This window comes from Flavobacterium sp. J372 (genome assembly GCF_024699965.1).
Classification (GTDB): domain Bacteria; phylum Bacteroidota; class Bacteroidia; order Flavobacteriales; family Flavobacteriaceae; genus Flavobacterium.
This window is the reverse complement of the sequence record NZ_JAJOMZ010000004.1, coordinates 2,130,158-2,157,106: the sequence shown is the minus strand read 5'-3', so window position 1 is coordinate 2,157,106 and position 26,949 is coordinate 2,130,158. Positions and strand designations below refer to the sequence as shown.

Sequence of the window (26,949 nt, the reverse complement as noted above, 5' to 3'; positions counted from 1 at the left end):
TGTGCGGCTACAGGTTAAGCATTGTTGGTTGCAATTGTACTCCTCGTCCTAAAATCGCATTGGGGATAATTTGAGCATCCTATAAATGCGCTATAGGGGCCTTTACGTTCGACCAGTTGGCCTGAACAGTCCGGGCATTTGCCTGCCATTGAGCCTGGGGCATCCGTTTCCCCCATAATCTCAATAAGAAATTTGCTGGGGTTAAGCACATTGTATAAGAGGAAATTCTTATGCCTGGCACGGGTGATCGCTACATAAAATACTCGGCGTTCCTCTGCATTTTCGAAGCTGTCCCCCTCATGGAGCAAAAAGCCCAATAATGGATCATCGGCCATTTCTGAAGGGAAGCCGAGAATGCCGGAATTTACATCCAGTACGACAGCGTAGTCACAAGTCATCCCCTTAACACCATGGCTCGTGTAATATTCAATTTTTAGCGCTTGATAGTCTTTTACCAGTGCTTTGAATCCCGCCGGTATGTTATGATGGTAGCGCCCAATCAGAAAAACCTTTGCATCTTTTTTTAAAGTGCTGATTTCCTGAAGTACGGAGCGTATGGCCAGCTCTTTTGCTTCCTGGTGAGCGTCGCGGTTACCAGTAATTTCCGACCCGATGAAAGCAAAACTCTTTTCTTCCGCCTCACGTTCCGAAATCAGGGTTTTGCGTATTTGCGATGGATTTTTCTGGATGAAGCTGCTGGAAAGCTCTAAAATCTCATCGTTGAAGCGGTACGTACGAAATATAGCCGTTGTACTGGTAAATCCAAAATGTTTCTCGAACTCGGTAATGATGGAAATATCGCTGCCAGTAAAACGAAAAATGGACTGCCAGTCATCACCAACGGCATATAGTTTGAGTCCGGGATTTTGCTTTTTTAAGCTTTTTAAAAGTTCGTACCTTCCAAGGGACATATCCTGAAACTCGTCAACCAGAATGTACTTATAAGGCTTACTGTAATTCCCAGTGGCTATATAGTCCGCTGCATGATTAATCATATCGTTGAAATCTACATGTGATCGGTTACGTAACTGCGTTTCGTAATGATGGTAAACCGGCTTGAACACATCCATAAATATTTTTAGCCTGCGGTCACGGCTTTTAGCGATAATGTCATCTGGTGCTTTCGCGTTTGACTTCATTAGCCCGAGGAAAGTATAGAAAAGGTTTATGAAGTCCTCATAATATGCCGATTTCTTTATCAAGGGCAGAATATCTTCCGGTTTTCGGGGTTCAAGAATCACTCCGTGCTGCACTAATTTTTGCTTTAAATTGGAGATTAGGCTGCCTTCCGCATTTTCAAAGGAGTACGATTCGATGAGGGATGTTCCGTATTTGGCATGGATGCCCCTCTTCCAGTTCATTCCTGCCTGATAATACTCCTTAGCCGTGGGGTATGGAGACTTGGTTTTAAACCAATTGGGTACATTGCCTTCACGGTCCACACCAAAGTGCTCGTGCCAAATATTGTAATCGGTCAGGAAAAAATCCGGATGATAACTGCTGTAATCAGCGTTACGATCATCAGGTTCTAATGGATAATGCTTCTCATATTCATAGTTGATTCCGAATAAACAAAAGAAATTTCCGATCTCCATTTCCTCTTTACTATTGACTTTCTTTCCATCAAGTGTCTCATTTTTGAAGCTTTGCTCGTGCTTTATGAAATCGTCTTTTGTTTCAAATTTGAATTCATCACGATCCGGTCTGTTAAAAAAGGCGATAAAGTTGGTGGCCTTTCGCTGAAAATCTGCATCTTCGAGAAATAGTTTATCAAAATTTTCCTGTAGGAATGCTTTTGCGGCGTCCTCTTTACCTCCAAAAGCAAGGTGAAGTTCCTGTTTTGAACATTGTCGGTTGACCAGGTATCCAAAACTGTTGAATGTCCTTACGTCAAGATCTTCAGCCCCTGGGATATGCTTGCAAAACTTCCTACATCTTTCGCGCATTTCCTCCACGGCATTATTGGTAAAGGAGATGATCAGGAGCTCCTGGGGTGAGGCCAGTTTCTTTTCAAGGATGTAAGCTACTTTTGCTGATATGGTTGTTGTCTTACCGGTACCAGCGCCAGCTAACACAAGGTTATTGTCTTCGTCACGGATGACAGCCTCTATCTGATCTGCTGATAGAGGATATTCTTCGAGGCTGTCAAACAAATGTTGATATGCTTTTTTGTCCTTTATTACAAACTCGTCATTGTATGCCTTTCGAATTTCACTAATTTCATCGAAAGTGCAGGTGAATTTTTCAATGGCTGCTATATATTGTTCATCTAATCCTAAATTTTCGTACCCCGGCTTGATTACTTTACGCAAGTCTTTGAATTTTTGGGCATACTGTTGCTCATCCCACCGGGCAAAATATTTTTGAAAGCCCAAAAGGTTGTTACCATAGTGATTAGCCTCGCTGATTTTTTCCTTATAGGATATTAGGAGTTGTCTTTGTTTTTTTTGGAGTATATATTTTTTGTATAGTAGCCAAATGCCAAAAAATGACAGACACAACAGTATAATATATATTACAGACAAAAAACTATTGTTACGCTTTGTGGACATCGTACTGGTAAGGTAAATTTCACAGCAAGAAAGTAAAATTGGAATAATTAACCAAATGCAGCCCGGATTATTTATCCCTGGTATGGGCTAGAACAGTTTCGCAATAAGCTATTTAAGGTTTGAGAAACGCGACCAATAGGGCAGTAATGTTAATCTTATCCTGCGGTTGTGATTGTTCATTTCAGATAGCTGTGGAACGGTAATTACATCACGGTAGATTATTGCCTGGATTTTTCCAGCATATCCTGATAAAACTCTTTAAGGTGCCACCATGAAGGGCAGGCCTCAATATTTCCTTTAAACCCGCCAATAGTTACATAGCAGCTGTTCAGAAATTTCTGCGTATCGGTAATCCTTACCCATGGTTTCCAGGCAACTTCCTGCGGGGGAGGGTTCTTTTCAAAATATCTTTTAACCTCTTCAGGATTCATAGTAAAATCAATCAATATTGCTCAAATTGTTCAGTAGCGAGGCAGGAAGCGGGGGAATCGAACCCCCGGGCCCTCAAATCGGGAAGTAAGCATGCTTTTATCTCCATCACACTCAGCTATCTTGGGGTGGCGCTCCACAGCGTGCTTCCCGAAAGGGCCCCACCTAAGATTTTTTTGATTAAAGTTAAAATTCCACGTTTTGTGTTCAGTCCTTTTTCCATAATTCTTCGTTTTATGTGTTCAACAATCATTTCTAACAGGGAGTGAATTAACACGCCAGAGAACGCCACCCCGAAGGCCCAATGTGATAAAAGAGCAAAACCTACTTTTAATCCCAATATTTTAGATACCCAAATATAAGCATTCCTATTTCAGGCCGTTCGAATTTCCATTGTTTCTTACCTGCCTGAAAGTTAAATTAATCCTTGGCAGCATGTTTTTTGCCGACTTAGGGATATGATGCTCCCAAAAAGTATTGGTCGTGCCTGACATCAGCAATAAAGTCCCGTGATGCAGCGGGATCTCTAATTGCCCAACCTCTTTGTTGTTCTTGTGCCGGAACCTGAAAGGCCTGGTCTGGCCAAATGTCACTGAGGCTATGTTAGGATTTTTGCCGATCTTATGCTCCCTATCCGAATGCCAGGCGACACTATCATTGCCGTTACGATACAGGTTCAGCAGCACTGCATTGAACCTAAGCCCTGTTTCCTGCTGGACCTGATCCCGAAGTTCCAACAGCTCAGGTGTCCATGGCAAGGCAGTTTCGCCGGCTTCTTCCTGCTCGCCATACCATGCGATCATCCGGGGAGCCGTAACCATTTTGTCATACATCGGCATCTGGTATTCCTGCCAGGGGGTATTGCTGAGCAGTATAGTATAATAGCTGTCAGCATGCGCTTTTGGGATAAATCCATCATATTGCATGAGTTCCAGGTCCGGCAGGTCAAATATTTTCCTGCCAGCCGTCCCTGTTGTAAATATATCAGTCTGGTCAAATAAAATCATAGCGGTCACTTTAATTAATCACTGTTTTCATCTTATGCCTCGGAAGGTTGATTTCCTGCTCCTGTGGGTAGGGTGCCCGTTGGGTCATCGATACATCCTCGCGCAGCTTCTCCTGTGTCCGGGAACTCTCGGCATCAGTCTCCCTGTAGCGCGGATCGGGCATAAAGGGCATTTTTTCCATTTTGGATATGGTGATGGTGGGGAAGTGGTAATCCACCTCGACAGTACCTAAGAGAAGATAGCAACCGCCTCCCTTAAAAGGATATTCTTTCAGGCTTCCTGTAAAATGTGCCGTGTCAAAAAAATCCCCTTTGGCATCGATCCAAGTCCCGAAATACATAGCGCCCATCTTGGTTGGGACATGCTTGCGTGAGACCAGGTAAGCAAGCATCCTTACCTGCTTTTTATGGTGATTAACCAAATCACATGCCATCACATCCCCACGATAGGATGTTTTCAGAAGGTTAAACGGTGTTACCGATACGGGAAAACCCAACAGCTCAATCTCATCAAAAGCATCCTCAAACGGCGAGCGCTTAAGCTCGGGCAGCCTGAACTCACGTGCCGGCTGGGAGATGAGCTGGGGTTGGCGGTTTTCAGGCTTAAAATTAATCATAATGCGCCTTGCCGTAATCAGCAGCTCATTCTTTGCCTTGCCTGTGCTACGCAATGCGCCGATGTAAATCAACAGCTGAAGGCCTTCAATGCCAATCGGCACACGGTTGATAAAATCCTCGAGGGAAGTGTAACTGCCATTTTCATTCCGCTCCTGTACTATCTTATGGGCGACTTCACCCTGTAATCCCTGAAGGTGCATAAATCCCAGGTAAATATCTTTGCCATATAGGGTAGTTTCCACCTCGCTCTTGTTGATGCAGGGATTATGGATGGCAGCACCGGACATGCGCGCTTCGTGTACATATACTTCCGTGCGGTAGAAGCCTCCCTGGTTGTTGATGACCGCCACCATGAATTCAACAGGGTAATGTACTTTCAGGTAAAGGCTCTGATAGCTTTCTACAGCATAAGAAGCCGAGTGGGCCTTGCAGAAGGAATAGCCGGCAAAGGATTCGATCTGCCTGTAAATTTCCGCGCTCAGCTGTTCGGGGTGCCCTTTGGCAGCACAGGATGCAAAAAAGTTATCCTTCACTTTCTGCAAGGCTGCCTTTGAACGCCCTTTGCCGCTCATGGCACGTCGAAGGATATCCCCGTCGGCTGCGGCAACCCCGCCGTAATGCAGTGCAATCTTGATCACGTCTTCCTGGTATACCATGATGCCATAAGTTTCGCCCAGCTGCTCTTCAAAAACAGGATGAAAATATTCAAACTTATCCGGATAGTTATGGCGGAAAATGTATTCTTTCATCATGCCGCTTTGGGCGACCCCGGGGCGGATGATTGACGAGGCTGCCACCAAAATCTTGTAATTATTGCATTTGAGCCGCCGCAGGAGGCCGCGCATCGCAGGGCTCTCAATGTAGAAGCAACCGATGGTTTTGCCCTGCCCTAAGTATTCGTTACAGGAAGCCTCATCTTTTGAGATGGAAGTATCCCTGATATTGACATCAATACCACGATTCTTCTTTATGATCTTAACAGACTCATCAATATGCCCGATACCCCTTTGCGAAAGGATATCAAATTTGTCAAACCCGATATCTTCCGCCACATGCATATCAAACTGAACGATAGGGAATCCTTTAGGGGGCATCTCCAGGGCTGTAAAATCCGTAATCGGGTCTTCAGAAATCAGGATACCGCAGGAATGCATCGAGCGCTGGTTCGGGTATTTCTCCAGCATCATCCCGTAGCGGTGCACCAACTGCACCACTTCATTCTTGTCATGCCGGTCCATAGGAGTGCCGGATAGGGCATCCAGCTCTTCTTTTGGCAGCCCGAAGACCTTGCCCACCTCACGTAATATGGATTTGTACTTGAATTCAACATTGGTGCCGCAGAATGCTACATGGTCCGCACCATAGCGCTTAAAGATATAATCCAGTATCACGTCCCGTTCTTTCCAGGACCAGTCAATATCAAAATCAGGAGGGCTTTTGCGATTAAGGTTTAAAAACCGCTCAAAATACAGGTCAAGCTCAAGGGGGCAGATGTCGGTGATGCCAAGGCAATAGGCAATGATGCTGTTTGCGCCGCTGCCGCGCCCGATGTGCATGAACCCCATGGAGTTACTGTAGCGGATGATGTCCCAAGTGATAAGGAAATAGCCGCTGAATTCCAGCTGGTGGATCACTTTCAGTTCTTTTTCTACACGCGCTGCCGCGGCAGCATTATCACTTCCATACCTTTTGGCCAGCCCCTGGTGCGCTAAGCCGGTAAGGAGCTCAAGGTCCGTTTCCCTCCCGGCGGTATAGTGTTTTTTGTTTCGGGGCACCCCGAACTCATAGTCAAAACTGCATTGATCAATCAGCGTAGCGGTATTGTGTAGAATCTGGGAGTATTGGCTGTATTTACCTGTCAATACTTCTATAGGCACCATCATCTCACCTGCAGCACAGTAGTCGTCCTGACTGAGTTTGCTTCCCAGCGTGTTGAGGTCTATGGCACGGAGTATCCTGTGCAGGTTATGCTCAGTCTTTGTCTGGACGGTAACGGGCTGCAGGGCAACCATACGATCAAGCCTTGTTTTCCATTGCGGGCGTATCAGCAGGGAAAGGTCATCAGGCCTGATGCCGATGTATTCATTTGGCCTTAATGAAGACGGTGCATTTTCCATAGGATATATGACCGCAACATTTTCAAAACCCGGTGCCAGTGCAGGAACAGGAGTGCTTTCTAGGTTATGCTTTGTACGCAGCCGGTTGATCTCGCCAAGCCCCTTGCGGTTAAGGGCAAGGGCTACGAACAGCATTTTTTGGCCCTCACGGAATTCCATGCCCACCAAAGGCTTAATTCCGGATCCATTGCAGGCTTTGTAAAACTCATAAATACCTGTAACCGTATTGATGTCGGTGAGCGCCATAGCCCGGACACCACAGGCTTTGCCGAGCAGTACAAGCTCATCGACCGGTATTGTGCCATAACGGAGGCTGTGGAAAGAATGGCAATTCAGGTACATATTATATCACTTTAGGTTTTAAAAAAGCACCGCTGCAGCGCATCACAGCTGTACTGCCGAAGCGGTTCTTTATCCTGTCCATTGCCTGGTACAGGGACATCATCTCCTGTGTATCCTCAAAAATATTGATCTGGTAGGACCCGCGCACGAGCCTGCCGAAGCGCACGCCAACAAGGCGCAGGCTCATACGGCGTTGGTAAAGCTTTTCGAAAGCCTCGAGCACCGCGCGGGTAAGGGTATGGTCCGCCGCTGTATAGGGCAGGGTGACCTGCCGCGTTTCGGTATCGAAATTGGAATACCTGATCTTCACCGTAATATTTGAAGTCAGCCAGCCTTCGCTGCGGAGCTGGTAGGCAAGCTTTTCCACCATACCGCACAATACTGCCCGCAGGAACAGGATGTCAGTAGTGTCCTGGTGGAAGGTATCTTCTGTGGATAGCGACTTGCGCTCACGATACGGCTCGACAGGGGTGTTGTCAATACCATTGGCTTTCTTCCATAATTCCAAGCCGTTCTTACCCAGCATTTCCTGTAAGGCTTCAGCGGGTATCTCTGAAAGGGTCTGGATATTGCGGATGCTCATGCGCGAGAGCAGCTTGAAGGTTGCATCGCCCACCATCGGTATCTTGCGTATGGAAAGCGGGTTCAGGAACTGCTGCACAAGGGGCTTGGGTATCTCAAGGTTTCCTTTGGGCTTGCCTTCGCCTGTGGCAATCTTGGAGACTGTCTTATTTACCGACAGCGCAAAGCTTAAAGGAAGCCCCGTCTCTTTGGTGACTTTCGCCACGAGCTCATTGGTCCATTTATAGGAACCATGAAATTTGTCCATCCCGGTTATATCCAGATAGAATTCATCAATGGAGGCGTTTTCCATTACAGGCGCATTCTCCTCGATGATCTGCGATACGGTATTGGAATAGCGGGAAAATAATTCCATGTCCCCCTTTACTATTTTGGCTTCAGGGCAGAGCCTCAGCGCCATCTTAATAGGCATGGCCGAGTGAACGCCGAACCTTCGGGCCTCATACGAGCAGGACGCCACAACGCCCCGGTCACCGCCCCCAACGATAAGCGGAATGCCCTCAAGGGCCGAGTTTTGCAGCCTCACGCAGGACACAAAAAACGTGTCTAAATCCATATGTACAATCGAGCGTTCCATAATCCTTCATTTTTGTACTGAACAAAATTAGGACAGATATTACCAAAACTTATTATATTTGTTGCGATAAATAATCCCAAAACGCATATGTCTCTATTCTCTGACAACATCAGGCATCTCAGGATGAAAAAAGAGGTTTCCCAGTCAATCGTGGCTGAGAGTCTTTCTATTACACGTGACAGGCTTGCAAAATATGAAGAAGGGAAGTCACAGCCCCCTTTTGAGATACTGGTCAAGCTGTCGCAGTATTACCATATGAGCATAGACCTTCTTTTGACCACTGACATCAGGAAGATAGATTTGGACAACCTGCTGAAGCTTGACGATAACAGGATCCTGCTTCCTATCGCTGTAGACAAAAACGGGGAGAATATCATAGAGATCGTACCGCACAAAGCAAAGGCGGGCTACCTTACAGGCTATAGTGACCCGGGATTCATTGAAAAGCTGCCCCATATCTCACTGCCGTTTCTGGGAAGCGGTAAATTCAGGGCATTGCCCATCGATGGGGATTCCATGCCCCCGCACAGGGACAGTTCCTATATCATCGGGAAATACCTGGAAGACAGGAGTGACATTAAGGAAGGTAAAACATATGTGCTTTTGACCAGCGACGAAGGGATAGTGTATAAGAGGGTTGGCAAAAGTGAGGGCAATTTGCTCACCCTGGAGTCAGACAACCCTTTTTACCAGCCCTATACCATCCATCTCTCAGAGGTTTTGGAGATATGGAAATACGCCGGGAGCATCGAAACGGAAGACTTTGAAAGGGAAGATATCTCTAAGGAGGATATCAGGAGCCTACTTCAGGGACTCCGTAATGAGATAGTACAATTGAAAGATAAAAATTAGCATACCAGCCAAAATGGAAAAAACGATACGCCTTAAGATCAAAAAGGAACTTACAAGGGAACAGGAAAAGCAGGTCATCCGCCTGAAGGGTGCCCTCATTGGACAGGGGTTTACCGATATCATCCATATCAGTGACGAAGGGGAGGAGCATTACATCAACACTTTTTTAGCTGAATCGCATGCCGAGGCCCTGAGCCTCATAGCAGCCTACCGGGATGAGGCACGGCTTGAGGGTGTAGTATCAGTGCTTAGCTGAAGGCGTACTAAAAGCCACGTATAGGGAAGAAGAACTTAAGAGCAAAAAAGAAGTAGGATGTACCTACTTCTTTTCATTTTTATCCCCTTCATCAATCTGGCTGAAGATATCGTGCAGCTTATCCCGGAGCATGCGCTTGTCCGGCAGCCTGGTCCTGTATTCGGCAACCATGGTAGGGGAAAGGCTGCGGCTAAGGGAATATTCCACAACCTCATTATCCTTATCCTTGCAGAGCAATATTCCGATGCTGGGATTTTCATGCGCCTTTTTTACATCCCTGTCCAGGGCCTCAAGATAAAAATTCAGCTGCCCGATGTGCTCCGGGCGGAACTTATCGGCCTTCAGTTCAAAGGCTACCAGGCATTGCAGGCTACGGTGGTAAAAGAGCAGGTCGATATAGAAATCGCTGCTGCCGACCTGCAGTTTGTATTGCTCCCCGAAAAACAGGAAGTCTTTTCCTAATTCCAGGATAAAGTTCCTCATCTGGCTGACCAGCCCCTGCTGCAAATCGCTTTCATCATAGGGCTCCTGCAGATTCAGGAAATCGAAAATATAGCTGTCCCGAAAAGCGTTCGCCACCTCGGGATGAAATTCCCGCACCACCGGTGCGAGTTTTGCATTCCCAAGCATTGTCCTTTCAAAAAGCCCTGCTGATATCTGCCTTTCCAGTTCCCTCTTGCTATAGCGTTCCTCTTTGGAAAGGCGGATATAAAACTCACGTTCTTCAGGAGCCTTGCACCGTGAAAATATGGCAAGGTTATGGGTCCAGCTAATTTCCCGCACCAGTGGTGCGAGAATTGGAAAATCCCTGTATGCGGTATAAAACTGCCGCATCCTCCACAGGTTTGAACCGGAGAACCCCTTGAGCTCCGGCTGTTTGGACTGTAGCCAGCCGGCCAGGTCCTCCACTACAGACTGCCCCCATTCAGCGCTTTCTATACGTTCGCTGATATACCGGCCAATATTCCAGTACAGGTCAATCATTTCCCTGTTTATGGCTTTAAGCGCATTGCTGCGGGCAGCTTTTATGAGCCCGGCAACTTCCTCGAATTGTTGTTGTATCATAATTTCCATTATTAGTTCTTATTTCCTGACCACAAGATGCGCCAGCGCCGGGTCGGCAAGAAGCCGCTCCATTTCCGACTGTATTATTTCCTGCACATCCTGTTTTACCTGCTCATAATTCCGCTGCACCATCAGGTTATCTATTTTCCTTACCGGCATGATCTCCTGATACGTTTCCTCTTCTTTTTTTATAGCTTCATGGTCATTGAGTATTTCGCAATGGAAAGCCTTCAGGTCAATCTTGCATAAGGGGTCATCGGCAACCATACCCACGAATTCCCCTGAGCTTAGTGCTGCAATTTTAGAGGGCGGGATAGCCGCATCCAATTGCTTTGAGCGGCTGATGGAAGTATCGTTGCTATTGATGGAAAGGCTTTCCCTGTCCTGCATGATTTTCCCGAAGCGTTCCGAGAGCTGCTTGGCCGTATCGCCGGTTACCTGGCCCGCTATGATGTTCCCCGTGATATTCATGATCACATCGGCCTGTTCCCGCCCATAATCCTTACGGAGCTGGCTGAAATCCTGTATGCCCAGGCATGTTGCGACCTTATTGCTGCGTGCGGTGGCGATAAGGCTGTCCATATTGTTGAGGTAGATGGTAGGGAACTCATCGAAGACAAGGCTGCTCTTTAATTTTCCTTTCATGTTCACCTGTTTTACAAGCCGGGTGACATAGAGTGACAGCACCGCTCCGTATATCTGTATCTTCTGCGGGTTATTGCCCATGCAGACGATCTTGGGGTAATCAGGGTTATTGATGTCCAGGGTAAAATCATTCCCTGAAAGCACATAGTAGAGTTGGGGAGAGGACAGCCTGGCCAGGGCAATCTTGGCAGAGGCGATCTGCCCTTCCAATTGTTCCATTACATCGTTGAGGTATGCCGGGGTCGAGCTGGACTTTAAGGATGCTGATGCCAATGGGAATTTCCGCCAGAAGCATTACCATGAGAATTACGGGTATGATATCGAAGCCGTGCTGTCAAAGCATCCCATCAAGGAGTTGGGCAACGACTCCCACAAAGACGACCTAATCAATTCCCTTAAAAAAGGCAACCGACAGTCCGCGACTTTTGTAAAGGATGGCCAGGAAGTGAAACAATACATCGAGGCAACCCCGCAATTCAAGACGCTTACCCTTTACGATGCCAACCAAAAGCGACTTGACACGCGCCAGGCGAAGGAGCAGGAGCAGGGTCAAAAAACTGACATCTCCAAAAAGCAGGATACAAAAGCGAAGCAGTCCGCTGGTGAAGAAGACATACCGGGTGAGCAGCAGGAAAAGAAGCAGCGCCGCAAAACGCAAAAGATGTAGCCTATGAATCCCTTGTCAGCCTTTCTTGGCCGAAGCCAGGACGACCATCGCATCAGCACAACCCACATCGGGATATTTGCCGCTTTGGTACAATACAGTGCTGACAGGGGATGCTCTAATCCCATCAGGGCATTCAGCTATGAAATCATGAAGATTGCCAGGATATCAGCGCTCAGAACCTACAGCCGCTGCATGCACGACCTGAGCGACTATGGGTACCTGAACTACAAACCTTCGAAAAAGAAGAATAGGGCCAGCACCATACATTTTAATGACTAAGCACTGCAAGCATAAAAGAATCAGACTATGGAGAACGGAATCACAAAAGAAGACCTCCAGCAATTCGGCGCGTTACTGATCGGCACCGTCCGCAAGATCATCGAAGGCGCTAAGGGGGAAAGGAAGGAAAAGGCCGATCCGGAATGGCTGAAAAGCAGGGCAGTCAGGAAACTGCTTGATATATCGGCTGGAACGTTGCAAAATTTGAGGATAACGGGCAAAGTACGTTTCAAGAAGGTGTTGGGTTCCTACTACTACAGTAAAGAGGACCTTATGCGTTTATTTGATGAAAATCCTGACCATGACAACCAATGAACTTCTGCGCTTCATCGCAACGATTGAAAAAGACAACAGGCTTACCGCGTGGCACCTTTGCCTGTTAACGGCAATACTGTTCCTCGCACTGAAGCAGGGCAGGGCGGAAGCTGTAAAAGTCAGCCGGAGCAGGATTATGCGCCTTGCCCACATCACTACGCTGCCTACATACCACAAATACTTTAAAAGCCTGCAACAATTGGGCTACATTGTGTACCGGCCCTCGTATCACCCGGGAGTCCGGAGCGAACTGGATTTAAAAAAGCAACCTTGTAAATAAGGTTGCTTTTTTTGTGAGGTCATACAGTGTGGATATTATACTTTTCCTTTATCATACGGATTTCCTTTTCCAGCTTGCCCAATATGGCAATATCAGCCTTAGACATCTTGTTATCATTTTTATTAAGCTTTTTGTCAAGCAATGCCATTTCCCTTCCTATAGAAGCTTGTTCAGTAATAGCATAAGCTTCCGTCTGTTTCACAGATGCATGGCCCAGCATTTCCTTTACTACATGGATGGGCACATTGTTCGCGAGCGTGACAGTGCTACCGAAGGTGCGCCTTGCCATGTGCGTATTCAGGGTAAAGGGAAAACCGCACAGGTTGGCTATTTCCTTAAGGTATTCGTTCATTTTTTGGTTTGACGAAACGGGTAGTACAGTACCGCGCTGGCGGCATAGCGCGTTATCCTTATACTTCTCAATTATCTTTAGCGCCTGAGGCAATAAGGGGACATTCGTTTCTGAGCCGGTCTTCTGCCTGGCAGAAATGATCCATGGTTTGCCGTCAATACCCTCTTTTATTTCTGTCTTCTTTAGCTGGTAAACATCAATGTAAGCGAGGCCAGTATAGCATTGGAATACGAAAACATCCCTTACCACGTCAAGCCTGTCTGTAGTAAAGTAATGATTCTCCAACGCGTATAGCTCCTGGCTTGATAGAGGCTTCTTAATCATTTTTGTCTTACGGCCCTTGAAATTCTTAAACGGATCCTTCAGTATTATTTCCTTGTCAATTGCACGAAGCACAATTTTTTTGAAATTGGCCAGGTATTTTAGCGTGGTGTTGTTGCTGCAATTCCTTACCGACCTCAGATAGAATTCAAAATCCTTTATAAACTGCAAATCAAGGTCCGCGAATTCCATATCCACGCGATTGAATTTAATGCGCAGGAATTCCCTTAGGTGGTTAATGGTAATGCTAAACCTGTCGAGCGTACCTTCGGCGTACCCCTTTCCGATAAGTGCAGCCATCTCCCGGTTGTGGGATTCGAACTCTTCGAGGACTTTTACACGGGGCGTAATCCTCCCCAAGATATAATCCATAATCTTTTCAGAGGTGACCGGTTTGCCGCTGTAAAAAAGCTCTGTCTTGCATTCATTTACTTTCATCAGCAGGGAGTCCAAGAAAAAGTTCAATGCCCTTGCATCCTCTTTGTTTCCTACAGCCCTTTCGGAATTCTGATCCCACCGGTTGACATCCCACTTCCTTTTGGTAGAAGTTTCCCGTGGAATGCCGTCAACGGTTATCCTAAGGTAGATGTTCCTGACATTGCTTGCATTGCGGGGTGTCTTCAGAAAGAAGGACAACCCAAAACTGTTCTCTAACATAATTCAACTTTTTAGATTAATAAATGTAGAAATACAGCGTCTCAAAATCAAGTCGTTAACCTGTTTTACTGGTTGATATACAGGGTTTTACATGCAATTCTGTGGCACTTTTTTTTGTCGGGCAAATGTGCCACGATTTTGCCACAAAACTTTTGCTGCCTTTTGAAAAATCTGGTAGAGTGCAGGAAATAAAAAAAACCTGCAAATCCTTGAATTTGCAGGTTTTACACGTTTTTTTGAGGGTTTTTGAAAAATTTGGAAAAGCTTGTTTTTCCGTATTTTAACCCATTTCGTGGGGAGAGCAGGATTCGAACCTGCGAAGGTTTCCCAACGGATTTACAGTCCGTCCTCGTTGGCCGCTTGAGTATCTCCCCTCATAAGCGGTTGCAAATATATATTGTTTTTCAGGTAAAACAAAGATATTGTAAGGTATTTTAATAAGTATTTTTTAATAGGCTGGGAGTGAAGCTGTTTAAGAATAAAGGCTGCTCAATGGCAGCCTTCAATATAAATATTTAAAGAAATTATTTGGCCTCAATCAGTGCTTTAATTTTAGCTTCAAGGTCAGATCCACGAAGGTTTTCAGCAACTATGTTACCTTTTGCATCAAGTATAAATGTGGCAGGTATACTTTCAACACGATATAGCTTGGCAATAGGCTCGTCCCATTTTTTAAGATTGCTTACATGTGTCCATTCAAGCTTATCTGCAGCAATGGCTTTTTTCCAGCTTTCTTTATTATCATCAAGCGAAACGCCTATGATATTAAGGCCTTTGCTGTGGTAACGGTTATAAAGCGCCAACACACTTGGATTCTCTTTACGGCATGGGCCGCACCATGATGCCCAAAAGTCTACAATGGTTACTTTACCAAGGCTTTCTTTAAGTGAAACAGTTTTTCCGTCGGGGTTTGGCGCACTAAACCCCGCTGCCTGCTTTCCCGGCTGTGCAGCCGCTTTGCCCTCCGGAGATTGTGGTGCCATAGGTGCAGGCATACCATTGTTTTTAATCATTTCAGCAAGCTCTTTGCCTTCTTTGGTTTTCTTCAGGTCAGCATCAAGCTTATCGTAGTATTTCTTAAGTTCAGTTATCGGTTTTGTCTGCATGCTAACCATCTGTGTTATAAGCAGCACACTTATATATGCCTTAGGATTTTTTTCAACAAAATCAATCGCATTATCCTGCATTCTTTTAGAAAGTTCCTGATACTTCTTGTTAAGTTTATTCATAGCAACAGTATCCTGAGACTGATAAGCCTTCATCATTGCATCTTTGTTCTTCTTCTGGAAGTCCATCATTTCACGGCGCATCTTGTTTATGCTGGTGTAGTACTCATCAAGCTTATCATTGTTGAATGTACCGCTACGCTTTGTCTTGAAGATTGAATCTTTGTCAACATCAAGTTCTATCTCGCCGTTTTCAAGAATAATCTCTGTTTTGCCAACCATACCGTCAACATTTAAAACGTGTAGAGAGGGGTCGGTTACTGTACCTTTAAAAGTAAATTTACCATTTTCAACCTTTGCGGTATCAACAGGTACAAAGCCCATCATTCCGCCTTGTTTTTCCAGAATTACATTTTTACCGTCAAGTGACTTGTCAATTTTCCCTGTAATTTCAAACTCATTTTCTGCCAGCTTGTTACATGATACTATCATGCCTGCTACAGCAAAAAATAAAATGTACTTTTTCATTTATTTTTCTGTATTTGTTATGGTGCAAATGTATCTAAAATTACTTCATTAAGATATTTTGCGATTGAAATAATTAGCTGCAGGCAGCACTGTTAAGCGTTGTTGGTATATTGGTGTTTTTAATACCCGCAAAACCTTTTTGTACGTTAGTCATGTTATGTATTCCGCGGCCCTTAAGTATGCTGGCCATAATCACACTTCTATAGCCGCCTGCACAATGAATATAGAAATGCCTGTCAGGTATTTCATTTAATCTTTCATTTACATTATCAAGCGGAATATTCACAGCTTCAAGTATATGCCCGCCGGAAAACTCCCCGGGCTTGCGTGAATCAATTATTGTATGCTCCTCATTGGCTATGGCTGATTCAAATTCTTCCGGCGATATGCTTGCAAGGCTGTCAGTCTCAAAACCTGCATTTTTCCAGGCTGAAATTCCACCTTTAAGATACCCCAATGTATTATCAAACCCAACGCGGGCCAGGCGGGTTATGGCCTCCTGTTCTTTACCTTCAGGGGTTACAAGCAGTAATGGCTGGTTAACATCCATGATAAGTGCACCAACCCATGGGGCAAAATTTCCGTTCAGGCCTATAAATATTGAACCAGGTATGTGTGCTTCACAAAAATCATCTTCATGGCGAACATCAAGAATTATAGCTTCTGTGTCACCTGCTTTTTGTTTAAATTCCTCAGGAGAAAGTGCCCTGCTGCCGCGCTCAATAATTTTATCAAGGCTTTGGTAACCGTTTATGTTCAGCATCACGTTTTGAGGAAAATAGGCCGGGGGAGCGCCGAGGCCGTCAAGAAGTTCTTTGGTGAATTCTTCTTTAGTCATGTCTGCACGCAGGGCATAATTCACTTTTTTCTGGTTACCCAATGTATCAGTCGTTTCTTTGCTCATGTTTTTGCCGCAAGCACTGCCTGCGCCGTGGCTTGGATATACTGTAATATCATCCGGCAACGGCATTATTTTATTACGCAGCGAATCATATAAATGGCCTGCAAGCACTTCCTGTGTCAGTTCTAGGGTAAGTCCCTGCGCGAGGTCAGGCCTTCCTACATCGCCTATAAACAATGTATCGCCGGTTATAATTCCGTGTATATTATTATTTTCATCAATCAGCAGGTAACAGGTGCTTTCCATTGTGTGCCCCGGGGTGTGGATAGCCCTTACAGTATACTTCCCGACTTTGAATTCTTCGCCGTCTGTGGCAATATGCGCGCTGAAACCCGGCTTTGCCGTTGGGCCGTAAACAATTTGCGCACCCGTTTTTTGTGAAAGGTCTAAATGTCCCGAGACAAAATCGGCATGAAAATGAGTTTCAAAAATATATTTAATTTCTGCACCGTCTTTGGCAGCTTTGTCAATATAAGGCTGAACCTCACGTAAAGGATCAAAGATTGCGGCCTCGCCATTGCTTTCAAGGTAATAAGCGGCCTGTGCTATACATCCGGTATATATTTGTTCTATTTTCATAATGTTTTTGTTTTGTGAGTTGGGTTAAAACCCTATAAATTCTTTTGCCAGTATAAAGGCTGCCATTAGCAGTATAAACCAACCAAAACCACGCTTGAGCTGGTTTTCATTGATGTACCTGTGCAGGTAGCTTCCTGCAAATATACCAAAAACTGAGACCACAGAAAAGGACAGGAGAAAAGACCAGTTGATACTAATGTTCTGCAAATCGCCAATAAAGCCTGTAAGTGAATTTAGAGCTATTATCAACAACGAGGTGCCGACAGCTTTTTTCATAGGCAATCCACCAAAGAAAACAAGCATGGGTATAAACATAAAGCCTCCGCCGGAGCCTACGAGCCCCATTATTGCACCAATAAGTATGACTAAAGGCAATACATAAATGTAGCTTAATTTTTTTACAGATGCAGATTCATCACTTTTCTTAAAAATAAGTGATATTGCAGCACCTGTCATTATCAGGGCAAAAAGCACCATGATAAACGGGTCGCGGTACACAGGTTCACTGCCAACATAGGTCAATATTTCGGGAAGGGCAGGAACAATGTATCTTCGTGTAAGATATACTGCAATAAATGATGGCAAAGCAATCATCAGGCCTGTTTTTACAGCTAAATTGTCTTTATAATAATTCTGCGCAGCGCCAAAAGCAGATGTTGTTCCTACAATAAATAGTGAGTAGGCGGTTGCAATAACAGGTGATACACCCAATGCGTAAACAAGCAGGGGCACGGTAAGTATAGAGCCGCCGCCGCCCATGAGCCCGAGAATTAGTCCGATTATAAATGCGCCTATATAGCCTAAAACTGCTTCCAAATCTGATAGTTTTGCCACTAAGATAATATATTTAGCAACAGAGAATTTTGCAAGAAAAAACGTTTTAGTTACACCACAATTTATAAGACTGACTATTAGATGATTACATAGATGTTGATTTATTAAAATTATCACATATGCAATTCGGTATGCCTTTTGATGTTCTTATTTTGCCGTATAGGTTATTTTAACTTGAAATTTCTAAGAAATTATTAATGAAAAGGTTTCAGCATTTAACGGCAACAACATATATTTGTACGCTTTTTTTAAATGAGCGCTTAATATTAAATAACAGGTTGTAAATTAAATAGCAATGGCAACAGCGACAAAGCCCCGCCTGGGCATGTATGAAAACGTAAAAAACCAGTTTGAGAAAGCTGCTTACGTTATGGGCCTTGATGAAAGCGTTAAAAAAATTCTTTCAATTACTAATAATGAAATTGTTGTACACTTCCCGGTGAAGATGGACAATGGCCAGGTAGAAGTGTTTACCGGCTACCGCGTACAGCATAATAACGCGCTTGGCCCGTACAAAGGCGGCCTGCGCTACCACCCAACTGTAGACATTGATGCTGCACGCGCACTGGCTACCTGGATGACATGGAAAACATCGCTTGCAGGGCTGCCTTATGGCGGTGGTAAAGGCGGTATACAAATTGACCCTAAAAAATACTCGCAGGGTGAGCTGGAGCGTATAACACGCCGCTTCACTTTTGCTCTTGGAGACAACATCGGCCCTGAGCATGATATCCCTGCCCCGGACGTGAATACAAATGCACAGATGATGGCATGGATTGCCGATACGTATATGTCGACAAAATCTCCGTCTGAACGTTCTAAAAACCAGCATGTTGTTACCGGTAAGCCGGTAGGCAGCGGCGGGCTTGAAGGGCGTGACCGTGCCACGGGCTTTGGCGTTGTGGTTACACTTGAGGCATGGGCTAAACTTCGCGGCACAAGCCTTGAAGGCAAACGCTATATAGTGCAGGGCTTTGGTAACGTAGGCTATTGGGCGGCACACTTTATGAACAAGAATGGCGCTATACTGGTAGGCGTACAAGATGCTACTGGAACTATCTATAACCCTGAAGGTATAGACCCTGAAGCATTGCTTCGTTTCCAGGCTGATAATGCTACTATCACAGGTTTCAAAAACTCTCAGGACTATGCTTCTGAAGAGTTCTTCGGGATTGACTGTGATATCGTGATACCTGCTGCACTTGGCAACCAGATTACTGAGGAAAATGCTGCTACCATAAAAGCACAGGTTATAGCTGAAGGCGCCAATGGCCCTACCGATACTGAAGGTGAAACAATACTGCTTAAGAACGGCATTGATATAATCCCTGATATTCTTTGTAACTCTGGCGGTGTTATTGGCAGCTACTTCGAATGGCTTCAGAACCGTAACGGTGAGATATGGAACATGGATGATGTGATTATCAAGCTTCGTAAAAAGCTTGAAGAAGCTTTCAGCAAAGTTATAAGCGCTTCGGTACAGTACAAGACTGACTGGAGGACTGCCGCTTACATTGTAGCCCTTACACGCATAGAACTGGCTTACAAACAAAGGGGTATTTTCCCTTAATGGATATATAAGTTATTTTTAAAGGCGCTCATTACGAGCGCCTTTTTTATTATATTTGAGTAACCATCAAATCAGCCACTTATGAAAAATGTACTCTATACCTTTTTGATGTTTACAGGGGTTTGTGGATTTGCGCAAGATATAAGCCCAAATTTATCAACTGCGCTGAAAGAAAATTCTTTTTCTGTACAAGTATCATTACCTTCGGCGAACCTGTCCTATTATTCAACAAATTACTTTAAGATTTTCGGGCGTGAGCAATATACGTTTGATACCATGGCTTTTAAAAGCCGTGAAATATATGTAAGCTCAGATGACCGATTTTATAGCAACGGCACTCAGAATATTCCCAATGCATTGCCCGACCCAATCTGGAACTATTACGATAACCAATGCAATCGCGGTGATGCAGCTGTTGGCGCAGCCATGGCAGGTATTGGTACATTTGTGCTCATCCGTAATTTGGTAGACGGCACTAAAGATTATTCACCCAAAATTGACCGTGCAGCTTTTGAAGCAGCGGGGAGGGGAGAGTGATAAAGATTGTGAGTTACATAATTTTTTCACAGAGGTTAACAAAGAACACACAGAGCGACACAGAGGTTTAGATTTACACTGAAGTTCCATTTCGGATGCAGCGTAGCGGAACTGAGAAATTTCTATTTAAAATTTAAGAGTTGAGATTCTCGACTCCGCAAGCTTCGCTCGAAATGGAAACCCAACAAAAAAGGAGCCCGAAAGCTTCTTTTGTTTTATCCTCCCATATATTCGCCGCCGTCATCCTGCTGCTGGCGGTTTTGCTGCTGTTCTTTCTGCCTGTCGGCTTTTGTCATGTTAAAGCGGTAGGTGAATGAAAGTGTTATCTGGCGCTCTCTCCATTGCATTTCGCCATATGATTGTACATTGTATGGTATATAGGTTTCGATCTTCATTTTCCTGGAGTTGAAGATATCCTGCACGTTCAAAGCTATGGTAGCCTTATCTTTCAGGAAGTCTTTACTTAGCGCTGTATTAGCGCTCGCTACGCCGCGGCGGCTTCCCTGTGCGGTTTTTTGTGTGCCTTCATAATTTCCGTTCAACTGCCAGTCTATTTTCCACGGAAGGTTAATTTTACTGTTTATACGCGTAGTCCAGGCGTATGCCGTGAAGTCAAAGTTTTGGTAATCGTTAACTATTTCATTGTTCTCATTAATGTAAGTAAATGTATAGTCACCATCGGTCTGGTTACGGAAGAAGTTGAAGTTGCTGTTTATCCTCCACCACCTGAACGGGTTGTAGTTTATATTGAACTCAAGCCCAAAGCGATATTCTTTAGCAAGGTTTATCGGGGTGGTAGTAGTTACCGGTGTGCGCACGTCCAGCTCATCAACTGGGGTAATTTCCCCCGTATCCGGGTCAACAATATCTTCACCTCCTACTATCTGTGTTACAAATTCACCGTTTTGGCGCCTTATAAACTGGTAGCTGTCAGTAGTTATATTTAAGTAAGCAGATGTATTCAGCGTAACTTTACCCCAGCGCTTTAAGTATCCTAAGTCAAAAGCGTTAGTCATACTTGGGTCAAGGTCCGGGTTACCGCGGAAAACGTTTATGTTACTTTCAAGCCCTGAGAAGGGATTCAGGAACCTTCCGCGCGGCCTGTTTATGCGGCGGCTATAGCTGAGGCTCACGTTGCTGCTCTCGCTAAATTCATAATTTAAAAATGCGCTAGGGAAGAAGTTATTATAACGTTTATTGTTGTACTCATTCCTGTCAATTAAATTCACATCAATATTTGAATCTTCCCAACGCAGGCCAAACATATACGAAAACTTATTGATCTTAGAGCCATATTGGGCATATAGCGCATTTACATTTTCTTTATATTGTAGAAAGTTGGTAAAGTTAAGGTTGTCTTCCCAAACCCCGGTTGTAGGGTTAAGCCTTTCAGCCTGTGCATCAGTTTCAAGTGTGGTAAAACTTCCGCGATAACCGGCTTCAAAGCGGGTGTTCTCTCCAATAGGCAATACATAGTCGGCCTGCAGCAATTGCCTGTCCTGCTTTTCATCATTCACTGTATGCTCAAAAGTGTCAGCAGATCCTGCACCGGCAAGCGTTGTGTTGTTTATAACTGCATTTTCATCATCAATGCTTTTTGACACCGAGGCATCAACTCTAAGTTCATGGCCGTTGTCATTAAATTTCTTGGTAAGGCTTGACGAGAAATTTACGTTAACATCACGATCGTCCTGGTTATTATATCTGTATATCCTGTTTATAAAACTTCCATCGGCATTAAAATTATCGAAGTAAGTATCAACTTTATTACCCCCTGTGTTCCTGCGGAAGTTTACTGAGTTTGTCCATGTGATTGTCTTGTCAAGAAACCATTCCAGGCCAAAGCTTGCGTTATAGCCTTTACGAAGGCGCTCATTATCACGGGTTTCGTTTGTGAAACTTTCTGTCTCATTTGTGTCCTCATTGAGGTAACGACTATTGGTGAACGAGTTACCCGGATTTAGTCGATAGTTATAACCAAGATTGCTGAAAAAATTAAAGTTTGTGCTGCGCAAGTTAAGGTTTGCTGCAAAGCCATGATTATCAGGTGTCCCGGTATTTGCAGTAATCGAACCATTAAAGCCGTCTGCTTTACCTTTTTTAAGGATGATATTCACTATACCACCGCCACCCTCAGCATCATATCGCGCTGACGGGTTGGTTATAACTTCGACTTTGTCAACAGAATCTGCCGGTAGCAGCCTCAATACTTCAGCCACATTAGATCCCGCAAGTGTAGAAGGGCGGCCATCAATAAGTATAGTTACACCCTGGTTGCCACGAAGCGCCACGTTACCCTCACTGTCAACTGAGAGCGACGGTACATTGTCAAGCACATCGCTTACGGTACCGCCCTTCACCATCATGTCATTACCGATTGTATATACACGTTTATCAAGCTTTATATCTACCGTGGTGCGTTCGCCAACAATTTCTACTGCTTGCAGCAGCTCGGCATCAGGAGCCAGAGCAGATGCGCCAAGATTTGTATTTTCGGTATACGACTTTGCCGGTATTACAGTTGATTTGAATGATATGAAATCTATTTGTATGCTGTAGGTCCGGGAGCTACTTCAAAATCATAGTTACCCTGGGCATCGGTAAGCCCGCCGCCTGCAACGGTACCCGCCGTAGATAATGCACTTACTGTAGCAAATTCAAGCGGCTGGTTAGAACCCTGCTCAGTTACCTTTCCTGTAATTTTAATTTTATTTCCCTGTGCAAATGCAGTTGTTGAAACGAATAGAATAAGTAATAAGGCGTTTAAAATGTTTTTCATGAAAGTATTTGTAGTATGTAATGATGTGTTAGACGCAAAAGTTGGATTTTAGTTTAACTCGATAATCTTAAATGTTTGTTAAAATATTTCTTTAGCTTTCTCAGCAGGTCGGGCAATAACAGCTTTGTCTCCATTTACAATAATTGGCCGTTCAATAAGCTGAGGGTACTTTGCCAAAGCATTAATTATCTGTACAGAAGTTAGCTTTTTAGCAGCGAAATGCTCCTTCCAGATATCTTCTTTCTGCCTTACAAGCTCTAAGGGTTTTATTCCCAGTTTTTTCAGCAAATCTTTAATCTCAATTTTGGTAAGAGGCGTGTCAAGATATTTCACAACAGAATATTCTTTGCCAGTTTTTTCAAGTAACTCCAGGCCTTCACGTGATTTGCTGCAACGCGGGTTGTGATAAATGGTTATCATCAAATTCTTTTTGCAAAGAAAGCCATTATTATCTGAAATTTAAAGTAACTTAGTGCTAAGAAATACATAAAACATCAGCAAATACAATGTTTATAAAACAAGGCTTTATTCCTGAAAACAGATTTTGGAAGTATCTTTTAGGCTCATTTATTGTTATAATGGCATCCTTTTTCGGGCAAGTGCCACTTATGTTTGCAATCGCCGCTGAAACTATGTCTTCCGGAAGGCCTATGCCAACCACGCAAGACGCCATGATGGGTTTTCTCGACATGAACCTTACGCTTTTCCTGATACTTATATCTTTTGCGTTTGCAATGGTTGGGTTAATTATTGTTGTGAAAAAGCTTCACAAACAGCCTTTTAAAGACATTGTTACTGCAAGGCCGAAAACCGACTGGGGCAGAATCATGTTTGCTTTTGTTCTGTGGACAATATTTTCTGTTGGTTCTCTTTTGCTTGCATATTATGCTGAGCCCGGCAAATATATTTACCAGTTTAACTGGGATAAATTTTTAATACTCGCCCTCATTGCTGTGCCACTTATTCCCGTACAAACCTCTGTGGAAGAGCTTGTTTTCCGTGGTTATTTAATGCAGGGCTTTGGTTTATTGGCTAAAAACAAGTGGTTTCCGCTTATAATGACTTCGCTTATTTTCGGCGGTATGCATCTTGCTAATCCTGAAGTGGGGAAAATGGGCTATGTAGTTACATTTTATTATGTTGGCACAGGCCTGGCATTAGGAATTATGACGCTGATGGATGAAGGTACAGAACTGGCATTGGGATTTCACGCCGCAAATAACCTTACCGCAGCACTTATGGTTACTGCCGACTGGACTGCCTTCCGTACACCATCAGTATTTAAAGATGTTTCTGAACCTACCGCAAGCTGGGATATATTTGTTCCGTTGCTGGTAATATATCCAATCATCCTCTTTATTTTCAGCAGAAAATATAAATGGCACTCATGGAACGAAAAACTGACCGGTAAACTTGAAAGTCCTGCAAACAACACTATACCAAACAACACAGAGATATGACCAATCCTGATTACAATTTTGTACACCCCGCCTTTAAACTCAACGGTTTCCATCTCACAAAAGATGACCTGCTGCGTATTGCTTACAGTTTTATAAAAGAAGGTGAACCTTTCGAAAAGGCAGTAGGTGATTTCCTTATGTACTGGTTTGATGCTGATACATCTATCGAGATGCAGACATCAGGCACAACAGGAGCGCCTAAAACCATCAGGATTGATAAGCAGGCTATGGTAAACTCTGCTTTAGCCACCGGCGCTTTCTTTGATCTTGAGGCAGGAATAAAAGCGCTGCACTGCCTTCCAACACAGTATGTCGCCGGAAAGATGATGCTGGTTCGTGCCTTTATCCTGGGGTGGGAGCTTGACCTTGTTGCACCTTCATCAACGCCCCTGGAGCGGATTGATACCCAGTACGATTTTGCAGCGATGGTACCTCTTCAGGCACAGCACAGTATCGAAAAATTAAGCTTTGTAAAAAAAACTGATTTTAGGCGGGGCAAAAGTAAGCGCTGCACTGGCAGGACAGCTGCAGGCTGTGAATAGTGAGATATACGAAACGTATGGCATGACAGAGACCATTACGCATATTGCAGCAAAAGAGTAGGCGAGGAGGCCTTTAAAACACTGCCTCATGTAAAAATACAAGAAGATGACAGGCATTGCCTTGTTGTTGATGCTGAAGCAATTTGTGACGAGCCGGTAGTTACCAATGATGTGGTTCAGGTGCTTAATGAAAATGAATTTATCTGGCTGGGGAGGTATGACAATGTGGTGAACAGCGGAGGTGTAAAGCTTTTTCCTGAACAGATAGAGGAGAAGCTGGCCGGCAAAATTAGTCGGAGGTTTTTCATGAAAGGGATGCCGGATGAGGAACTGGGCGAAAAACTGATACTAGTTATTGAAGGAGAGCCTTTTGATGTTGACAAGGCTATTTTTTCAAAGCTAAGTAAGTTTGAAAAACCCAAAGAAATACTATTTGTTCCTCAGTTTGCCGAAACAACTTCCGGTAAGATAATCCGTGAAGAGAATGTTGCTAATTAGGTTTTTTCAACTTTTATAAAGAATTTTTTTGTCATAACTTCAACATCATCAGTACTGTCTACATCTTTTAAAAATTTTTCTTCCCAACCTGTGGTTGTTGGGTATAGCCTTATTTGTTTGCCATCAACCATTACATCTACAGGCATTGCAAAGTCTTTTACGTCAGTTTTCCAGCGACTACAAAGAAGGCCTTTGCACATTCTTAGTTCAAGTACAGGAATATCTTTGTAACGCAGATACTGATTGAAAACGGGTGTAAGGTTCATACCGCTTTCTTTATTGAAAAATTCAACAACAGTTTCGGTGTCAATTATTTTTTTGCGGAAAGTTTCGCTGTATTTTAATATCATAGCCCACCATTTGGCATCATCATTAATTATATGCCGAAGTGTATTCAGCATTAGCGCGCCCTTGTAATACATATCGCCGGAGCCATGCTTATTTACACCGAAAATGCCAATTACAGGCTTATCATTGCTTACGCTGTTACGCTGTCCGTTGATGTATTTCATGGCTTCGTCATATCCAAAACGGCATTCCACAAAAACTGATTCGCTATACGTGGTAAAGCCTTCGTGTATCCACATATCGGCAATGTCTTTTGAAGTGATACTGTTGCCGAACCACTCATGCCCGGTTTCGTGTATGGTGATGTAATCAAACTTCATCCCGATGCCCGTCATTGTGGCATCATATCCCATATAGCCTTTCTTGTACTTATTACCATAAGCTACGGCACTTTGGTGTTCCATACCCAAATATGGTGTTTCCACCAGTTTATATCCGTCTTCATAAAATGGGTACTGCCCAAAATGTTTCTGGAAACAATCCATCATCGGCTTAACTTCCTCAAAGTGTTTGCGGGCAGTTTCCTCATTGGCTTTCAATACATAATAATCAAGATCAAGTCCGTTATGGCTTTCGTGAATGTGAGCGTAATCTGCAATATTTACAGTAATACAATAATTATTTATAGGATTTTTCACCTCCCAGTCCCAGCGTGTATAACCATTTTTAAGGTCGGTACTGCCTTTCAGGCGGCCGTTGCTCACATTCATAAGCCCGTTTGGCACAGCCACTTTAATGCTTGCTCCACGGTCTGGCTCATCAGTCTGGTGGTCTTTTACCGGATACCAAAGGCTTGCGCCTGTGCCTTGTACTGCTACTGCAATCCACGGCTTTCCGTTGCCGTCTTTGCTGAACACGAAGCCGCCATCCCAAGGTGCGCGCTTTGCTACCAGCGGCTTGCCTGAATAATGAAACCGCAATGCATATTCATTACCTTTCTTAAGTTGTTTTGGGAAAGTTATAAAAACCGCATCATTATCACGTTTGTACGTAAGCCTCTTACCTTCAAAAACAATACTGTCAACCTTCATGTTTTCAAAGAGGTCAAGCTGTATTTTCTGTGTTTTTTCAACAACACCAAATGTGATATCGTTATATCCTGAAATGTAGCGCTTATCAGGATCAATGGTAATATTAAGGTCATATCGCTGTACGTCAAAACTTGTACGTTCGGGGCGAAGGCCACCCTGCAGGGTGTCACGGCGTGTAATGCTTTGTGCCGATAAAAGCATTGGGAGTATAATGACCGCTGCCAGTATAAATTTTTTCATGAGGTGTTGTTTGAGTATTGGTCA

At 44.2% G+C, this 26,949-nt stretch carries 28 protein-coding genes and 1 tRNA gene; 12 read left to right on the top strand and 17 right to left on the bottom strand.

All coding sequences use genetic code 11. The features are described 5' to 3' along the window. Positions 1 to 14 precede the first annotated feature (14 nt). From LRS05_RS10655 to dinB, 6 genes are all read right to left on the bottom strand, one after another. Positions 15 to 2,525, bottom strand: a complete 2,511-nt coding sequence (locus tag LRS05_RS10655) for a UvrD-helicase domain-containing protein (protein WP_257868315.1) — start codon at positions 2,523 to 2,525, stop codon at positions 15 to 17. Between the two features lie 245 nt (positions 2,526 to 2,770). Beyond that, positions 2,771 to 2,998 (bottom strand): hypothetical protein, encoded by a 228-nt coding sequence (locus LRS05_RS10650; RefSeq protein ID WP_257868314.1) that lies wholly within the window; start codon positions 2,996 to 2,998, stop codon positions 2,771 to 2,773. 101 nt (positions 2,999 to 3,099) lie between these two features. Beyond that, the gene (locus LRS05_RS10645; protein ID WP_257868313.1) at positions 3,100 to 3,321 is read right to left on the bottom strand and encodes a hypothetical protein; all 222 of its coding nucleotides are present in this window, start codon (positions 3,319 to 3,321) and stop codon (positions 3,100 to 3,102) included. A 28-nt stretch (positions 3,322 to 3,349) separates the two neighbouring features. Beyond that, positions 3,350 to 3,988, bottom strand: coding sequence for an alpha-ketoglutarate-dependent dioxygenase AlkB (locus LRS05_RS10640; RefSeq protein ID WP_257868312.1), 639 nt, complete (start codon positions 3,986 to 3,988; stop codon positions 3,350 to 3,352). A gap of 10 nt (positions 3,989 to 3,998) precedes the next feature. Then, positions 3,999 to 7,064, bottom strand: coding sequence for a DNA polymerase III subunit alpha (locus LRS05_RS10635; protein ID WP_257868311.1), 3,066 nt, complete (start codon positions 7,062 to 7,064; stop codon positions 3,999 to 4,001). 1 nt (position 7,065) lies between these two features. Continuing rightward, positions 7,066 to 8,223, bottom strand: a complete 1,158-nt coding sequence (gene dinB / locus LRS05_RS10630; protein WP_257868310.1) for a DNA polymerase IV — start codon at positions 8,221 to 8,223, stop codon at positions 7,066 to 7,068. A gap of 87 nt (positions 8,224 to 8,310) precedes the next feature. Here dinB and LRS05_RS10625 point away from each other — a divergent pair, with 87 nt between their 5' ends. Beyond that, positions 8,311 to 9,075, top strand: a complete 765-nt coding sequence (locus LRS05_RS10625; RefSeq protein WP_257868309.1) for a LexA family transcriptional regulator — start codon at positions 8,311 to 8,313, stop codon at positions 9,073 to 9,075. Positions 9,076 to 9,088: 13 nt separating this feature from the next. Further along, complete coding sequence (locus tag LRS05_RS10620; protein WP_257868308.1) at positions 9,089 to 9,331, top strand: hypothetical protein; 243 nt, start codon at positions 9,089 to 9,091, stop codon at positions 9,329 to 9,331. Between the two features lie 63 nt (positions 9,332 to 9,394). Here the strand turns inward: LRS05_RS10620 and LRS05_RS10615 are convergent, their stop codons facing one another. Then, the gene (locus tag LRS05_RS10615) at positions 9,395 to 10,396 is read right to left on the bottom strand and encodes a YhcG family protein (RefSeq protein WP_257868307.1); all 1,002 of its coding nucleotides are present in this window, start codon (positions 10,394 to 10,396) and stop codon (positions 9,395 to 9,397) included. An 18-nt stretch (positions 10,397 to 10,414) separates the two neighbouring features. Next, positions 10,415 to 11,260 carry a TraM recognition domain-containing protein gene (locus LRS05_RS10610; protein WP_257868306.1) on the bottom strand — a complete coding sequence of 282 codons (846 nt, stop codon included), beginning with the start codon at positions 11,258 to 11,260 and terminating at the stop codon, positions 10,415 to 10,417. Between the two features lie 7 nt (positions 11,261 to 11,267). Here LRS05_RS10610 and LRS05_RS10605 point away from each other — a divergent pair, with 7 nt between their 5' ends. The 4 genes from LRS05_RS10605 to LRS05_RS10590 are packed head-to-tail and all read left to right on the top strand — an operon-like array spanning position 11,268 to position 12,582. Next, positions 11,268 to 11,708 carry a hypothetical protein gene (locus LRS05_RS10605; protein ID WP_257868305.1) on the top strand — a complete coding sequence of 147 codons (441 nt, stop codon included), beginning with the start codon at positions 11,268 to 11,270 and terminating at the stop codon, positions 11,706 to 11,708. 3 nt (positions 11,709 to 11,711) lie between these two features. Continuing rightward, positions 11,712 to 11,987 carry a hypothetical protein gene (locus tag LRS05_RS10600; protein ID WP_257868304.1) on the top strand — a complete coding sequence of 92 codons (276 nt, stop codon included), beginning with the start codon at positions 11,712 to 11,714 and terminating at the stop codon, positions 11,985 to 11,987. Between the two features lie 27 nt (positions 11,988 to 12,014). Next, a complete protein-coding gene (locus LRS05_RS10595; protein WP_257868303.1) occupies positions 12,015 to 12,302 on the top strand; it encodes a helix-turn-helix domain-containing protein in 288 nt (95 codons plus the stop codon). Next, on the top strand, positions 12,289 to 12,582 hold the full coding sequence (locus LRS05_RS10590) for a hypothetical protein (protein ID WP_257868302.1): 294 nt from the start codon (positions 12,289 to 12,291) through the stop codon (positions 12,580 to 12,582). Before LRS05_RS10595 ends, LRS05_RS10590 begins: the two co-directional genes overlap by 14 nt. 19 nt (positions 12,583 to 12,601) lie before the next feature. Here the strand turns inward: LRS05_RS10590 and LRS05_RS10585 are convergent, their stop codons facing one another. The 5 genes from LRS05_RS10585 to LRS05_RS10565 form a co-directional block, all read right to left on the bottom strand. Beyond that, positions 12,602 to 13,912, bottom strand: coding sequence for a site-specific integrase (locus tag LRS05_RS10585; RefSeq protein WP_257868301.1), 1,311 nt, complete (start codon positions 13,910 to 13,912; stop codon positions 12,602 to 12,604). A gap of 293 nt (positions 13,913 to 14,205) precedes the next feature. Further along, positions 14,206 to 14,286, bottom strand: a tRNA-Tyr gene (locus LRS05_RS10580). 150 nt (positions 14,287 to 14,436) lie between these two features. Then, positions 14,437 to 15,606 (bottom strand): TlpA disulfide reductase family protein, encoded by a 1,170-nt coding sequence (locus LRS05_RS10575; protein ID WP_257868300.1) that lies wholly within the window; start codon positions 15,604 to 15,606, stop codon positions 14,437 to 14,439. Positions 15,607 to 15,679: 73 nt separating this feature from the next. Continuing rightward, positions 15,680 to 17,086, bottom strand: coding sequence for a rhodanese-like domain-containing protein (locus tag LRS05_RS10570; protein ID WP_257868299.1), 1,407 nt, complete (start codon positions 17,084 to 17,086; stop codon positions 15,680 to 15,682). 24 nt (positions 17,087 to 17,110) lie between these two features. Then, positions 17,111 to 17,902 (bottom strand): sulfite exporter TauE/SafE family protein, encoded by a 792-nt coding sequence (locus tag LRS05_RS10565; protein ID WP_257868298.1) that lies wholly within the window; start codon positions 17,900 to 17,902, stop codon positions 17,111 to 17,113. 313 nt (positions 17,903 to 18,215) lie between these two features. Between LRS05_RS10565 and LRS05_RS10560 the strand changes: the two genes are divergently transcribed. Both LRS05_RS10560 and LRS05_RS10555 read left to right on the top strand, forming a co-directional pair. Continuing rightward, positions 18,216 to 19,490, top strand: coding sequence for a Glu/Leu/Phe/Val dehydrogenase (locus tag LRS05_RS10560; protein ID WP_257868297.1), 1,275 nt, complete (start codon positions 18,216 to 18,218; stop codon positions 19,488 to 19,490). 81 nt (positions 19,491 to 19,571) lie between these two features. Then, entirely contained in the window at positions 19,572 to 20,027 is a 456-nt protein-coding gene (locus LRS05_RS10555; protein ID WP_257868296.1) for a hypothetical protein, read from the top strand. A 215-nt stretch (positions 20,028 to 20,242) separates the two neighbouring features. On the opposite strand, the gene LRS05_RS10550 is transcribed toward LRS05_RS10555, so the two are convergent. Continuing rightward, a complete protein-coding gene (locus LRS05_RS10550) occupies positions 20,243 to 22,393 on the bottom strand; it encodes a TonB-dependent receptor domain-containing protein (protein WP_308224888.1) in 2,151 nt (716 codons plus the stop codon). Between LRS05_RS10550 and LRS05_RS17310 the strand changes: the two genes are divergently transcribed. Then, positions 22,392 to 22,586, top strand: coding sequence for a hypothetical protein (locus tag LRS05_RS17310; protein ID WP_308224886.1), 195 nt, complete (start codon positions 22,392 to 22,394; stop codon positions 22,584 to 22,586). The two genes, LRS05_RS10550 and LRS05_RS17310, sit on opposite strands and share 2 nt — an antisense overlap. Here the strand turns inward: LRS05_RS17310 and LRS05_RS17305 are convergent. Both LRS05_RS17305 and arsC read right to left on the bottom strand, forming a co-directional pair. Beyond that, entirely contained in the window at positions 22,570 to 22,806 is a 237-nt protein-coding gene (locus LRS05_RS17305) for a carboxypeptidase regulatory-like domain-containing protein (protein WP_308224884.1), read from the bottom strand. The genes LRS05_RS17310 and LRS05_RS17305 overlap by 17 nt on opposite strands. Positions 22,807 to 22,884: 78 nt before the next feature. Then, positions 22,885 to 23,226 (bottom strand): arsenate reductase (glutaredoxin), encoded by a 342-nt coding sequence (arsC, locus tag LRS05_RS10545; RefSeq protein WP_257868295.1) that lies wholly within the window; start codon positions 23,224 to 23,226, stop codon positions 22,885 to 22,887. 188 nt (positions 23,227 to 23,414) lie between these two features. Here arsC and LRS05_RS10540 point away from each other — a divergent pair, with 188 nt between their 5' ends. The 3 genes from LRS05_RS10540 to LRS05_RS17295 all read left to right on the top strand — a co-directional run bounded on the left by LRS05_RS10540 (position 23,415) and on the right by LRS05_RS17295 (position 25,306). Beyond that, complete coding sequence (locus LRS05_RS10540) at positions 23,415 to 24,266, top strand: CPBP family intramembrane glutamic endopeptidase (protein ID WP_308224882.1); 852 nt, start codon at positions 23,415 to 23,417, stop codon at positions 24,264 to 24,266. Further along, positions 24,263 to 24,808: a hypothetical protein gene (locus tag LRS05_RS17300; RefSeq protein WP_308224880.1), complete on the top strand. Its 546-nt coding sequence runs from the start codon at positions 24,263 to 24,265 to the stop codon at positions 24,806 to 24,808. The genes LRS05_RS10540 and LRS05_RS17300 overlap by 4 nt, the downstream gene beginning before the upstream one ends. Positions 24,809 to 24,988: 180 nt before the next feature. Next, entirely contained in the window at positions 24,989 to 25,306 is a 318-nt protein-coding gene (locus LRS05_RS17295) for a hypothetical protein (protein ID WP_308224878.1), read from the top strand. On the opposite strand, the gene LRS05_RS10530 is transcribed toward LRS05_RS17295, so the two are convergent. Next, a complete protein-coding gene (locus LRS05_RS10530) occupies positions 25,303 to 26,925 on the bottom strand; it encodes a M1 family metallopeptidase (protein ID WP_257868293.1) in 1,623 nt (540 codons plus the stop codon). The genes LRS05_RS17295 and LRS05_RS10530 overlap by 4 nt on opposite strands. Between the last annotated feature and the right edge of the window lie 24 nt (positions 26,926 to 26,949).

Excerpts from the sequence above, each read along its gene's own strand:
- LRS05_RS10640 (WP_257868312.1), bottom strand. The coding sequence starts at position 3,988 with ATGATTTTATTTGACCAGACTGATATATTTACAACAGGGACGGCTGGC.
- LRS05_RS10635 (WP_257868311.1), bottom strand. The coding sequence starts at position 7,064 with ATGTACCTGAATTGCCATTCTTTCCACAGCCTCCGTTATGGCACAATA.
- dinB (WP_257868310.1), bottom strand. The coding sequence starts at position 8,223 with ATGGAACGCTCGATTGTACATATGGATTTAGACACGTTTTTTGTGTCC.
- LRS05_RS10625 (WP_257868309.1), top strand. The coding sequence starts at position 8,311 with ATGTCTCTATTCTCTGACAACATCAGGCATCTCAGGATGAAAAAAGAG.
- LRS05_RS10620 (WP_257868308.1), top strand. The coding sequence starts at position 9,089 with ATGGAAAAAACGATACGCCTTAAGATCAAAAAGGAACTTACAAGGGAA.
- LRS05_RS10615 (WP_257868307.1), bottom strand. The coding sequence starts at position 10,396 with ATGATACAACAACAATTCGAGGAAGTTGCCGGGCTCATAAAAGCTGCC.
- LRS05_RS10610 (WP_257868306.1), bottom strand. The coding sequence starts at position 11,260 with ATGGAACAATTGGAAGGGCAGATCGCCTCTGCCAAGATTGCCCTGGCC.
- LRS05_RS10600 (WP_257868304.1), top strand. The coding sequence starts at position 11,712 with ATGAATCCCTTGTCAGCCTTTCTTGGCCGAAGCCAGGACGACCATCGC.
- LRS05_RS10595 (WP_257868303.1), top strand. The coding sequence starts at position 12,015 with ATGGAGAACGGAATCACAAAAGAAGACCTCCAGCAATTCGGCGCGTTA.
- LRS05_RS10590 (WP_257868302.1), top strand. The coding sequence starts at position 12,289 with ATGACAACCAATGAACTTCTGCGCTTCATCGCAACGATTGAAAAAGAC.
- LRS05_RS10585 (WP_257868301.1), bottom strand. The coding sequence starts at position 13,912 with ATGTTAGAGAACAGTTTTGGGTTGTCCTTCTTTCTGAAGACACCCCGC.
- LRS05_RS10575 (WP_257868300.1), bottom strand. The coding sequence starts at position 15,606 with ATGAAAAAGTACATTTTATTTTTTGCTGTAGCAGGCATGATAGTATCA.
- LRS05_RS10570 (WP_257868299.1), bottom strand. The coding sequence starts at position 17,086 with ATGAAAATAGAACAAATATATACCGGATGTATAGCACAGGCCGCTTAT.
- LRS05_RS10560 (WP_257868297.1), top strand. The coding sequence starts at position 18,216 with ATGGCAACAGCGACAAAGCCCCGCCTGGGCATGTATGAAAACGTAAAA.
- LRS05_RS10555 (WP_257868296.1), top strand. The coding sequence starts at position 19,572 with ATGAAAAATGTACTCTATACCTTTTTGATGTTTACAGGGGTTTGTGGA.
- LRS05_RS17310 (WP_308224886.1), top strand. The coding sequence starts at position 22,392 with ATGTCATTACCGATTGTATATACACGTTTATCAAGCTTTATATCTACC.
- LRS05_RS10550 (WP_308224888.1), bottom strand. The coding sequence starts at position 22,393 with ATGATGGTGAAGGGCGGTACCGTAAGCGATGTGCTTGACAATGTACCG.
- LRS05_RS17305 (WP_308224884.1), bottom strand. The coding sequence starts at position 22,806 with ATGAAAAACATTTTAAACGCCTTATTACTTATTCTATTCGTTTCAACA.
- arsC (WP_257868295.1), bottom strand. The coding sequence starts at position 23,226 with ATGATAACCATTTATCACAACCCGCGTTGCAGCAAATCACGTGAAGGC.
- LRS05_RS10540 (WP_308224882.1), top strand. The coding sequence starts at position 23,415 with ATGTTTGCAATCGCCGCTGAAACTATGTCTTCCGGAAGGCCTATGCCA.
- LRS05_RS17300 (WP_308224880.1), top strand. The coding sequence starts at position 24,263 with ATGACCAATCCTGATTACAATTTTGTACACCCCGCCTTTAAACTCAAC.
- LRS05_RS10530 (WP_257868293.1), bottom strand. The coding sequence starts at position 26,925 with ATGAAAAAATTTATACTGGCAGCGGTCATTATACTCCCAATGCTTTTA.